We start from the raw sequence: 10,152 nt of genomic DNA, 5'->3' as shown, positions 1-10,152 counted from the left end.
ACAATTAAAATGTTGTGTTAGTTTATTTTTTATTTTTTTGACAAAACCTATTTCTTTAATGAAATAGGTTTTTGTGTTTTATACACTTATCTAGACTCTTGATTCTTAGTTTAGATAGCGTTAAGAAATGTATAAATAGCCTTGAAAATGTGAGAGTTGAATTTTATTTGATTAAATTTACTAAACTAACTTATAAAAAAATCTTATGAAAGCAGTGCGTTTTTTTGGACATAAAGATGTTAGAATTGTAAATGATTTAGAAAAACCATCTCCAAAAGGCGATGAGGTATTATTAAAGATTGGAGGTGCTGGAGTATGTCATTCAGACTTGCATATAATTGATGATGGCATTGTATCTGGTGTTACTTTTACATTGGGACATGAAAACGCAGGCTGGATAGAAGAAATAGGAGAGGATGTAAAAGGATTTAAAAAAGGAGACGCAGTTTTGGTCTACGGTCCTTGGGGATGCGGACATTGTAAACCATGTCAGCATTCTAATGAAAATTATTGCGACCACCAGTCTGAAATGGCTTTTGGAGGCGGTCTTGGATTAAATGGCGGAATGGCCGATTATATGCTTGTGCCTTCATCGCGCTTGCTTGTACCAATTCATGATTTAGATCCAGTTATTGCTGCTCCTTTAACAGATGCTGCTTTAACGCCGTACTCGGCTATAAAGAGATCATTGCATAAATTGATGCCGGATGAATATGTAGTTGTAATTGGAGTTGGCGGATTGGGTCATGTGGCTCTTCAAATTTTATCAGAAATGTGCGGCTCAACTATTATTGCCTGCGATATAACTCCAGAAAGACTCGAATTTGCTAAAAAATTAGGAGCTGCTTATGCCATTAATTCTACAGATAAAGATGCAGCCGAACAAATAAAGAAGATTACAGGAATTAAAAAAGCCAAAGTCGTAATCGATTTTGTTGGTGCTACTTCTACAATTGACTTAGGAACAAAAGTTGTTGGTTTAGACGGAGACTTAACGATCGTTGGTCTTGGCGGCGGAAATTATGAATACAATATGAACGGTCTGCCATTCGGTGTAAGCTTAACAAACCCTTACTGGGGGTCTAGAACTGAATTAATGGAAGTAATTGGACTTGCGCTTCAAAAGAAGATTCATATTGAAGTTGAAAAATATAATTTAGATCAGGCAGTCGAAGTTTATGATAAGCTACGACATGGACAAATAAAAGGGAGAGCAGTATTAATTCCCTAATTGTAATCTTATAAAAAAAGGACTGAATGTGTGTAATAAAAAATAAAAATCTAATAGTAAATTTGAGTTGCCTTTTACTATTCTAATGGTAAAATTCGAATTAATATTTTAGAGGAATAAGACTTGGCAGACTCAAAAAAATAATAACTCAAAAAGTGTAATATCATGATACATCAAATTGACACAACTGATAATTTAGTTGCTTTTAGAGCATTGGCAGAAATGACAAAAGAAGATTTTTTGATTGTTGTAGTTCCTGCCGTTGAGCATTTGGTAAAGCAGACTAATGAAATTAATTTTTTACTGGTTTTAGATACTGAAGTAGAAAAGTTTACAGCAGGCGAGTGGCTTCAAGAAGCGCTGCTTGGTCTAAAGAATCTTGGAAAATGGAATAGAGCAGCGATCGTATCAGATTCTGAAGAAATAATTTCGCTTGCAAACGGATTCGGTTATGTAGTTCCGGGAGAATTTCACGGTTTTAGAAAAGAATCTTTTAATAAAGCATTAAACTGGGTAGAAGGAAATATTAATATTGCCTAAAAAGGTGATTTCAATTTTTTAATCAATTTTATTTTTAAACTAAAAAAAACACCTGTAAATTCACAAATTGTAATCAAGCAAAATGGTGAATTTACAGGTGTTTTTTATTTTAGATTTCAAGTTTTTAAACTGAAGCTTAAAAACACTGCTTAATAATTATATTCGATACCGCTGCTGTCGGTTTTTTCTCTTTTCTCTTTAGATGTCTCTGTTATCTTTTTATAGCATGCCGCAGCAAGCAAAGGTACAGCAAGACTTCCTACAACTGCAGCTGTTTTATTTTGTCCGGCTTTTTTAAGTACGGCTCCAGCTAAAAGAGAACCTAATCCCGCAAATACTAAATGTTTAACTGATGGTCTGTAGTCCTTGTAATCTTTTTTTTCAGGTTTAATTCCGTGTAATAATGGGTCTATAAAATTTAGTTTTTCCATAATTATGATAATTTATTTAATGATACCTAATTTTGTCTAATGTAATAAAAATGTTACGTTTATTCTACTTTTAACTGTTGATTTTTTTTACGGATTGTTAAACCAGAAAGAAATCGTAAGATTATAAAGATCGGCGAAAATCTAGCCAAAATCAATCATCAGGGATCGTTTAACAAAAGTTTATAATAGTAAACGATAAAAACGTTAATTGTATCCTAAAGCTAGGATTGTTATGTGCTAAAAATGTTCTGTTATAAAGTCTAGTTGATATTACGCTCTAGGATGATTTTCAGGATAATGCTCGGCATCAAAATCACTTAAATCCTCATCTTCATCTAAATCCCTTTCTTTCTCTAGATCGTTTTCAAAGATTAGTTCATTAGTGCTGTTATCCTTCTCTTGATTTGCTTTTTCACTATCATTAGTGATCGAATTATCTTCGTTTATAACTCGTTCTTCATTAGGAATGTTTTCCATTCTTATCGATTCATTTCCACTAAAATCAGTAGTTTGATTTCGCCCGTCATCGATAAACTCTTCTTGATATTGATATGGATCTTCGTCAGGTGAAAAATTTACAGTATAATCAAAATTTTCCTGATCCATAAAATCAGGGTCTCTAAGACCATAATCTTGGTTGTTTAGCTTTTTCATAACTTTTCTATTTTTTCATTATTTCTTAGCTTCCAAAGTTTTTTATATATTCTGAAAAATAGAGAAAAACATCTCTTTTATATTTGATTTAGAGGAGTTTAATTCTCATTAATTTTTAGCATATTTACAAAGGTACTTTTAAAATTGAAAAAACTTTTACAGAAAAGTAGATTATAGCTGCATAATTTTCAGGTAGTTAGGTTTACTTCTGAAATCAAAAGAAATTGCAGTCTGCTGTTAAGTACAAACATTAAAAAAAGCCATAAAGAAATCGATCTTTATGGCTTCGGTCCAAAAAACTAACTTCTAAAATAAAGTGAATGATTTTTTATAGATATTTTCCCCAATTTTCCATCCTTAAATAATTCATCAAGTATTTCTTCCGCCTGATTAAATGAAATATCTAAAATCACGGCATATTCTTTTGGAGCCAATGTTGGATAAATCTCGAAGAGAGATAATGGATTTTCATTTTTAAATATCTTCTTTTTTGCTTCAGGATATAACGCCAGCAAAGCATTTTCATAGTGAGCATATGGTTTAGAACCATAAACCGTTAGTTGATTGTTATTCTCATCAGCAAAAAATAAGGTTGGAAAACCCCTTACGCCAAGTGTTCTTGCTAAATTTAAATCCTCTTGAAAAAGTTTTTTAGCATCTCCCTCAGAATCACTTTTTAGTCTTGCAATATCAAGATTTGCAATTTTGGCCGCTTCAGCAATATTTTCCCATTTAGCAATATTCTTTTTTTCGAGATATAATTTCTCACGAAGGATTCGCATAAAAATGACTGCTTTTTCTTTACTCTGAATTTGCGCCGCTTTCATAGCAATGCAAGAAGGATAAGAAGAGTTCAATGGATCTTCAAGCCAAACATCGCCGTCAATAGGCATTTGGTAATGCTGACTTGCTTCATCCCAATGGTGAGCAACATCTGAAGGTTTACTGATTCCGCCGCTGTTGTAACTCCAATCAGGCAGTAAACCGCCCATTTTGTACTCTATTTCAAAATATTTGGAATATTCCAGTTTTAGTTTTCTCAATTGCGGTTCAATTCCCCAGCATGAAGAACAAATAGGGTCAGTATAATAAATAATTTTTACAGGTTTATTTTCGGATTTAATATCCGCTGTTTCATTTGATGCTTTGCCAATTGGCATTTCACACATACCGCTTTCAGGATCACACAGTAACGGATTTGTTTTATTATCGTTCATTCTAGAATTAGTTTGCGATTGACAGCTCGCACTGCAAATCAGGATTAATAACAGCGAAAGTATTTTCATAATTACTGTTTATAATTCTTGCTTTAGGTTTTAATTTATATTTTTACATAACAAAGCTCGACCATATTTAATCACAAATCAATTAGTCTAAAAAAGATGACTACAGAAAGTAAAGCAGAAAAAGATAACGAATGTCCGGCACAAGCACTTTTGAAGTTATTATCAGGTAAGTGGAAACCAGAGATTTTTCTACTAGCAGTAGAGGGTCCGCTGCGTTTCAATACACTTTTAAGAGATTTAAAAGGATCAAATAAACAATCGATCGCTGTTGCTCTTCGTGAGCTGGAAGATTTCGAACTTTTAAATAAAAAGGTTATCAAGCTAAAACCGCTTCACATTGAATATACGTTATCTGAGAAGGGAAAATCGTTGATTCCTGTTTTTAAACAATTAGAATTGTTTTTAGAGAAATAGATTTTTTTTGAAGTATAAAGAAAACTTAAATAGATATGAAAAGACTAGTTTTAATTTTATTCATGCTGTTGCAATTTCCTTTAAGTTTTGGGAGTAATCAAACAGAGGAGCCATCTTCACAGAAAATTATTGGAACTTGGTATGCCGACAGGAATCGAAATACAAAATGGATTTTTACTCAAGACAGGAAAATCTATAATTATGATAAGGATGTTTTTAAAGTAATGTATGGTTATACTATTTCTCACCGTTGTCAAAACAATTCAAACGATACTGCTGAATTTTTAACTTTCATGGACAGAGATGGTAATGAATTCTGTTTTAGAATAAATGGAATAAATGAGAATAAAAACGGAATTCTATCTCTTACTAAATTGGATAATGGAGAAACGCTCTTGTTTGTTAACAATTTAAATGTAACAACTGGAAGGTAATATTAAAAAAAAATGTTTCGCTCCTCTGTAGCTTGAAATCAGAGGGTATATAATCGCTATAAATATTATGCTTCTCTGGAGCATTTTTTTTTACTAAGCAGTCTAATTAAACTAAACGTTTTTTCTAGTATTAAACTTTCATTAACAAAAACTAAAACTTCATTAGTTTATATTTGTGAGGCAAAAAAAAATCCTAAAGTATTGTAGCTCATGAAAATTAAGTCTGTTTTTTATCTGTTTCTATTTGCCATTTTTTCAGTTTCATCGTATAGTCAAAATGTAAAACTGCTTACTATAGATCAGCTTAACGAAAGAATTGAAAAGGGAAAAGACAGTACTTATGTTGTTAATTTTTGGGCAACTTGGTGTGTGCCTTGTATAAAAGAGTTACCGCATTTTGAAAAATTGAGTGCAGAACATAAATCAGATAAATTGGCGGTATTACTAGTAAGTTTGGATTTTAAATCAAAGCTGAATTCGAATGTGATTCCGTTTGTGAAAAGAAAAAATCTTAAAAACGAAGTATTTCTATTGAATGAAGGAAGTCCACAGGAATTTATTGACCGTATCGATCCAAGCTGGTCAGGAAGTATTCCAGCAACGCTTTTTATAAAAAATGACAAGCGAAAGTTTGTCGAAAGTGAATTTACTTACGAACAATTATTAACTGAATATAAAAAACTGTAAATCCGAAAACCATGAAAAAAATAATTCTTTTATTAACGCTGGCGTTCTCTGCCTTTCTAGCTCAGGCGCAAACCGCAACACTTAAAGCTGGTGATACTGCTCCAGATTTTAAACTGAAAAATGTAGATAATAAAGAGGTTTCTTTTGCAAGTTTCCCAAAAGCAAAAGGTTATATAGTAGTTTTTACTTGTAATACGTGTCCTTATGCAGTAGGTTACGAACAAAGAATAATTGATTTAGATAAAAAGTTCAAACCACAGGGATATCCTGTAATTGCAATTAACCCTAACGATCCAGAAGCTTCTAAAGCAGATACTTTTGATAAGATGCAGGATTTGGCAAAAGAGAAAAAATATCCTTTTCCATACTTGTTAGATCCAGGACAAAAAATTACCGATGAGTATGGTGCAAAACGTACGCCTCACATTTTTATCGTTTCTAAAACAGCAAAAGGAAATGTAGTAGAATATGTTGGTGCAATCGATAATGATCCAGAAGGCACAAAAGCAGATAAAGTAAAATATGCTGAAGATGTAATTGCAGCTTTAAAAAGCAATCAAAAACCTGCTGTAACACAAACTAAAGAAATTGGCTGTACTGTGAAAAGAAAAGCTAAAGCTTAATAATATTTGTTCTATAATTGAAAACGCCTCAAAATTTTGAGGCGTTTTTTTATGAAATAGTTTCAATACGTTTCTTTTGTTCTTCAAGCTCCAATTCAGCAATAATTTGTCTTTTCATCGCTGTATGAACGTAATCTTTTGCTTCGGCATAGGAAATATCATATTTACGTGAAATATCCTGTAAATGGGCAGGAAAAACATCAAGTGTTTTATCATAATACGCATTCAGTTCATTTTTACTCGGCATTTCAAATTTTAGTTTAATTTGAAACCTGCGGAGCAATGCCGAATCAATACTATTGTAAAAATTTGTAGCGCATATCAACAAACTATCTGTTGGGAAATAATCAATTAATTGAATGATCGTATTTACCAAACGTCTCATTTCGGCAACATCTTTATCGTCACTTTCTCGGCTTCTGCCAATTTGATCAAATTCGTCTAGAAATAAAACTGCTTTTTCGCGAATTGCTTTGTCAAAAAGAGCCTTTACATTTTTTGAAGTTTCTCCAATTTTAGCATTAATTAAAGTGCTGAGGTTGATAATAACAATGCTTTTATTTAAAGCTGTTGCTACGGCTTTTGCAGTTGTAGTTTTACCACAGCCAGAATGACCGTGTAGCAGTATTTTATTGTCGACGTTGAGATTGTATTTTTTTAATTCGTCAATATACTTATGCTCTTTGATTGTGTTAAGCAATGTCGTTTTGTTTTCTTCACTGAAAAGCAAATCATCAAGTGCAATTTTTTCAGTATCGTTTACAACAAGTTCGTACAGATTCATTTGTGTGTTTTATTTGATGCAAAATTATGCTTTATTCTGCAATATTTTCATTCCAGATTTCTTTTCCTAAAAAACGATTTCCAAAAATTGAAGTTCCCACTCTTACCATATTTGAACCTTCGGCAATAGCCAGTTCTAAATCCTGCGACATTCCCATTGAAAGTTTTAAATTGGTTACGCCTTCAATTTGAGCATCATAAATTTGATCCCTTATTTCTCGAAGTAATTGCAGCGACGGACGCATTTTTTCTTTCTCAACGTCTAATAAACCAATTGTCATTAAACCTTTTATGTTTAAAGTTTTATACTTTTTTATTTCTTTAATAAAAGAGATAACTTCAGTTGGTGCAAGTCCAAATTTACTTTCTTCAAACGAGGTGTTTACTTGAATAAAAACATTGATGCTTCTGTCTTCTTTTAGTAATTGTTTGTCTAATTCTTCGGCTAAAGACAATCGGTCTAAAGATTGAATACAGGATGCGTATTTTAAAACATCTTTGACTTTGTTGGTTTGAAGATGTCCAATAAAATGACGCTCTATATTTAAATCTTTCAAACCAGAATCTTTATCACGAAGTTCCTGCATTTTGTTTTCGCCAATAAGCGTTTCTCCTGCTTCTATTGCAATTCGTATTCTCTCTGCAGGGACTGTTTTAGTCGCCAATAGTAATTGAACATCAGATAATTTTCGGTCAGAAAGTCTGCAGGCATCCTCAATACGTTGATGAACCTGCCTCAAATTGTAAATTATATCTTCTTTCATAGCTGCAAAGGTAAAGGCATTGAGAAACGTAAAAAAGATCCAGTTTTGAGTATTTCAAATAGTCCAGTTTCTTCTATAAATGAGAAAACTGGATTATTTAAGGACTGTATATCCTTTCTAATTTTGTCATGGCAATAAAGTCAAATTAAAAACAAATACAAATGAGCAAATCAATTTTTTATCACGCCGGCTGTCCAGTTTGTGTAAGTGCCGAACACGACATTTTAAGTTTAGTTAAAGATGTTGAAGTAGTAAATATTGGAGAAGACAGAGCGAGAATTTCAGAAGCTCAAAAAGCAGGAGTACAATCTGTACCTGCCTTAGTAACTCCAAACGGAAATGTGCTTCATATTAATTTTGGAGCTTCAATTGCAGATGTAATTGGATAAACACAAGTAGTTTCAAGCTTTGTCAAAGTTTGAAACTTTGACAAAGTTAAGTTTTCACAAACCATAAATTAAAAACCACAAACAAAAAACAATATGAAAGTAGCAGTATGGGACACTTATGTTACCCGAAAAGACGGAGAGGTTATGCATTTTGATATTTTGGTTGATGAAAATACAAGCGATACAGAACAGGTTTTTGAATATGGAAAAACGTATCTTAAAAGTGTTTCTCAAGAGGGTCAGCCTTTAACTTCAAAAGAATGCAGATTTTGTCATATCGATAAAGCGCCTTTAGAAATTGAAAACAAAATTCGTAAAAATGGCTTTTCGATTATCGAAATGGAAAATTGTAATTAACTAACATTTCTTAATCTAATATAGACTGAAAATCTTGTGTTTTCAGTCTTTTTTGTTTTATAAATACTTAGAGAGTGCAATGATGCCTTCTTCTAATTGCTTTTCGCTTAGTGAGGCATAGCCTAATCGTAAACCTAAAACAGGTTTTTCAAAACTGAATTTCTCAGGATTCATGATTTTGATTCCTTTAGTTAACAGTTCATCACATACTTTTTGAAGATTGGTTTCAGTAGTTGGAACAATCCAAAAAGCCAAACCGCCTTCTGGCTTAATAAAAGTAATTTTGTCTTTAAGATGGAGCTTGCAAAGACTTTCAAAATAATCTCTTTTTGCCTTGTAGATTAAACTCGTTCGTTTGAGATGTCTTTTTATTTTGCCTTCGTTTATAAGATTCAAAACAGCTTCTTCCATGATATTATCACCTTGAACGTCGATAATTTTTCTGTGTTTTCCAATTTTCTCTACGTTTTCTACAGAACTTGCTAGATAACCAATTCGCAGCGCTGGCGCTACAATTTTACTTAACGTGCCAATGTAAACAAAGTTTTTTGCCTTACTGTAGCTTGAAATGGGTAAAATTGGTCGTTGTCCGAAATGAAATTCATTATCATAATCATCTTCAATAATGGTGAAATTATGCTGATTGGATAATTCTATCAATTTCAGTCTTTTTTTTAAGCTCATTGTAACCGTTGTCGGAAATTGATGATGAGGTGTAACATAAATGGCCTTTATGTTTTTATGTTTTTTTAGATAAGCTTCAACTTCATTTAGATCTAAACCATCTAATGCAACGCTTACTGGAAGCAGTTTTGCACCTGCATTTTCAAAAGCTTCCCAAGCAGGTTTGTAGCCTGGATTTTCAATCATCACAAAATCATCTTTAGTGAGCAAACAATGAGCCGCCAAATACATTGCCATTTGACTTCCTCTTGTAATACAGATTTCATTTGCCGAAACGTTCATCCCTCTTTTAAAATTCAGCATCTGGACTATTGCTTTTCTAAATTCGATATCACCAAGTTCAGTGCTGTATCCCATAATTTGTCTTCGGGACTTTCGATTAAAGATTTCTCTGTAAGCACGAGCAAGATCATTCATCGGCGCAAGACTGCTGTCGGGTAGTCCATCATCAAAAATAAGATGTGTTTTTGCTTCTGCAATAGTTGTATTAATCTGAGAATCGTTCTGTTTATCACAAAGCATATCAGGTGATAAATCGGCAATAAAAGTACCTTTTCTATCAATTGTAATGAGCCAGCCTTCGGCAGTTAAGACGTCTAATGCTTCGATGACTGTGTTTCGGTTTACGTTCAGTAAACCAGCGAGTTGTCTACTTCCAGGTAAAGCATTTCCTGAGGTAAGTTTGTGTGATTTTATAGCGACGATAATGGCATCGGCAATTTGCAGATAAAGTGCTTTATCGGATTTCTTATCTAATTGAATTTCAAATTGCCATGGTCGTAACATCTGGACTAGTTGTTTGTGATAAAACTGTGTTATCTGTGCAGTCCAAAGTTACAATATTTTTGTCACGCAATAATGCATCAATTAAAATT

Annotated in this window: 14 protein-coding genes; 8 read left to right on the top strand and 6 right to left on the bottom strand. The window is 32.7% G+C overall.

Annotated features, from left to right (window positions below; genetic code table 11):
- The first annotated feature begins 205 nt into the window (after positions 1 to 205).
- On the top strand, positions 206 to 1,231 hold the full coding sequence (locus BOW57_RS07290) for an NAD(P)-dependent alcohol dehydrogenase (RefSeq protein ID WP_129053576.1): 1,026 nt from the start codon (positions 206 to 208) through the stop codon (positions 1,229 to 1,231).
- Positions 1,232 to 1,396: 165 nt separating this feature from the next.
- Positions 1,397 to 1,771, top strand: a complete 375-nt coding sequence (locus BOW57_RS07285) for an STAS/SEC14 domain-containing protein (protein ID WP_129053575.1) — start codon at positions 1,397 to 1,399, stop codon at positions 1,769 to 1,771.
- A gap of 149 nt (positions 1,772 to 1,920) precedes the next feature.
- On the opposite strand, the gene BOW57_RS07280 is transcribed toward BOW57_RS07285, so the two are convergent.
- The 3 genes from BOW57_RS07280 to BOW57_RS07270 all read right to left on the bottom strand — a co-directional run bounded on the left by BOW57_RS07280 (position 1,921) and on the right by BOW57_RS07270 (position 4,073).
- The gene (locus tag BOW57_RS07280) at positions 1,921 to 2,202 is read right to left on the bottom strand and encodes a PrgI family protein (RefSeq protein ID WP_129024895.1); all 282 of its coding nucleotides are present in this window, start codon (positions 2,200 to 2,202) and stop codon (positions 1,921 to 1,923) included.
- A 270-nt stretch (positions 2,203 to 2,472) separates the two neighbouring features.
- The gene (locus BOW57_RS07275; protein WP_129053574.1) at positions 2,473 to 2,856 is read right to left on the bottom strand and encodes a hypothetical protein; all 384 of its coding nucleotides are present in this window, start codon (positions 2,854 to 2,856) and stop codon (positions 2,473 to 2,475) included.
- Between the two features lie 299 nt (positions 2,857 to 3,155).
- Positions 3,156 to 4,073 carry a DsbA family protein gene (locus tag BOW57_RS07270; protein ID WP_129053573.1) on the bottom strand — a complete coding sequence of 306 codons (918 nt, stop codon included), beginning with the start codon at positions 4,071 to 4,073 and terminating at the stop codon, positions 3,156 to 3,158.
- Between the two features lie 165 nt (positions 4,074 to 4,238).
- Here BOW57_RS07270 and BOW57_RS07265 point away from each other — a divergent pair, with 165 nt between their 5' ends.
- The 4 genes from BOW57_RS07265 to BOW57_RS07250 all read left to right on the top strand — a co-directional run bounded on the left by BOW57_RS07265 (position 4,239) and on the right by BOW57_RS07250 (position 6,300).
- On the top strand, positions 4,239 to 4,556 hold the full coding sequence (locus BOW57_RS07265; RefSeq protein WP_129053572.1) for a helix-turn-helix domain-containing protein: 318 nt from the start codon (positions 4,239 to 4,241) through the stop codon (positions 4,554 to 4,556).
- Positions 4,557 to 4,591: 35 nt separating this feature from the next.
- Positions 4,592 to 4,990, top strand: coding sequence for a hypothetical protein (locus BOW57_RS07260; protein WP_089054726.1), 399 nt, complete (start codon positions 4,592 to 4,594; stop codon positions 4,988 to 4,990).
- Between the two features lie 210 nt (positions 4,991 to 5,200).
- Entirely contained in the window at positions 5,201 to 5,677 is a 477-nt protein-coding gene (locus tag BOW57_RS07255) for a TlpA disulfide reductase family protein (protein ID WP_129053571.1), read from the top strand.
- 11 nt (positions 5,678 to 5,688) lie between these two features.
- Entirely contained in the window at positions 5,689 to 6,300 is a 612-nt protein-coding gene (locus BOW57_RS07250) for a thioredoxin family protein (protein WP_089054724.1), read from the top strand.
- Positions 6,301 to 6,349: 49 nt separating this feature from the next.
- Here BOW57_RS07250 and BOW57_RS07245 read toward each other — a convergent pair whose 3' ends face one another.
- The gene (locus tag BOW57_RS07245; protein ID WP_129053570.1) at positions 6,350 to 7,084 is read right to left on the bottom strand and encodes an AAA family ATPase; all 735 of its coding nucleotides are present in this window, start codon (positions 7,082 to 7,084) and stop codon (positions 6,350 to 6,352) included.
- Between the two features lie 31 nt (positions 7,085 to 7,115).
- Positions 7,116 to 7,847, bottom strand: coding sequence for a YggS family pyridoxal phosphate-dependent enzyme (locus tag BOW57_RS07240; RefSeq protein ID WP_129053569.1), 732 nt, complete (start codon positions 7,845 to 7,847; stop codon positions 7,116 to 7,118).
- A gap of 161 nt (positions 7,848 to 8,008) precedes the next feature.
- Between BOW57_RS07240 and BOW57_RS07235 the strand changes: the two genes are divergently transcribed.
- On the top strand, positions 8,009 to 8,236 hold the full coding sequence (locus tag BOW57_RS07235) for a thioredoxin family protein (protein ID WP_089054721.1): 228 nt from the start codon (positions 8,009 to 8,011) through the stop codon (positions 8,234 to 8,236).
- A 93-nt stretch (positions 8,237 to 8,329) separates the two neighbouring features.
- On the top strand, positions 8,330 to 8,593 hold the full coding sequence (locus tag BOW57_RS07230; protein ID WP_129053568.1) for a DUF2024 family protein: 264 nt from the start codon (positions 8,330 to 8,332) through the stop codon (positions 8,591 to 8,593).
- A 57-nt stretch (positions 8,594 to 8,650) separates the two neighbouring features.
- Here the strand turns inward: BOW57_RS07230 and BOW57_RS07225 are convergent, their stop codons facing one another.
- The gene (locus BOW57_RS07225) at positions 8,651 to 10,063 is read right to left on the bottom strand and encodes a PLP-dependent aminotransferase family protein (RefSeq protein WP_129053567.1); all 1,413 of its coding nucleotides are present in this window, start codon (positions 10,061 to 10,063) and stop codon (positions 8,651 to 8,653) included.
- Positions 10,064 to 10,152 lie beyond the last annotated feature (89 nt).

Source organism: Flavobacterium sp. YO64 (assembly GCF_004119505.1).
Classification (GTDB): Bacteria; Bacteroidota; Bacteroidia; order Flavobacteriales; family Flavobacteriaceae; genus Flavobacterium; species Flavobacterium oncorhynchi.
This window is presented reverse-complemented; position numbering and strand designations above follow the sequence as displayed.

Bases quoted from the DNA above. Each gene is read 5' to 3' on its own strand.
- BOW57_RS07255 (WP_129053571.1), top strand. From the start codon at position 5,201: ATGAAAATTAAGTCTGTTTTTTATCTGTTTCTATTTGCCATTTTTTCA.
- BOW57_RS07285 (WP_129053575.1), top strand. From the start codon at position 1,397: ATGATACATCAAATTGACACAACTGATAATTTAGTTGCTTTTAGAGCA.
- BOW57_RS07245 (WP_129053570.1), bottom strand. From the start codon at position 7,084: ATGAATCTGTACGAACTTGTTGTAAACGATACTGAAAAAATTGCACTT.
- BOW57_RS07290 (WP_129053576.1), top strand. From the start codon at position 206: ATGAAAGCAGTGCGTTTTTTTGGACATAAAGATGTTAGAATTGTAAAT.
- BOW57_RS07230 (WP_129053568.1), top strand. From the start codon at position 8,330: ATGAAAGTAGCAGTATGGGACACTTATGTTACCCGAAAAGACGGAGAG.
- BOW57_RS07275 (WP_129053574.1), bottom strand. From the start codon at position 2,856: ATGAAAAAGCTAAACAACCAAGATTATGGTCTTAGAGACCCTGATTTT.
- BOW57_RS07260 (WP_089054726.1), top strand. From the start codon at position 4,592: ATGAAAAGACTAGTTTTAATTTTATTCATGCTGTTGCAATTTCCTTTA.
- BOW57_RS07270 (WP_129053573.1), bottom strand. From the start codon at position 4,073: ATGAACGATAATAAAACAAATCCGTTACTGTGTGATCCTGAAAGCGGT.
- BOW57_RS07240 (WP_129053569.1), bottom strand. From the start codon at position 7,847: ATGAAAGAAGATATAATTTACAATTTGAGGCAGGTTCATCAACGTATT.
- BOW57_RS07280 (WP_129024895.1), bottom strand. From the start codon at position 2,202: ATGGAAAAACTAAATTTTATAGACCCATTATTACACGGAATTAAACCT.
- BOW57_RS07250 (WP_089054724.1), top strand. From the start codon at position 5,689: ATGAAAAAAATAATTCTTTTATTAACGCTGGCGTTCTCTGCCTTTCTA.
- BOW57_RS07225 (WP_129053567.1), bottom strand. From the start codon at position 10,063: ATGTTACGACCATGGCAATTTGAAATTCAATTAGATAAGAAATCCGAT.
- BOW57_RS07265 (WP_129053572.1), top strand. From the start codon at position 4,239: ATGACTACAGAAAGTAAAGCAGAAAAAGATAACGAATGTCCGGCACAA.
- BOW57_RS07235 (WP_089054721.1), top strand. From the start codon at position 8,009: ATGAGCAAATCAATTTTTTATCACGCCGGCTGTCCAGTTTGTGTAAGT.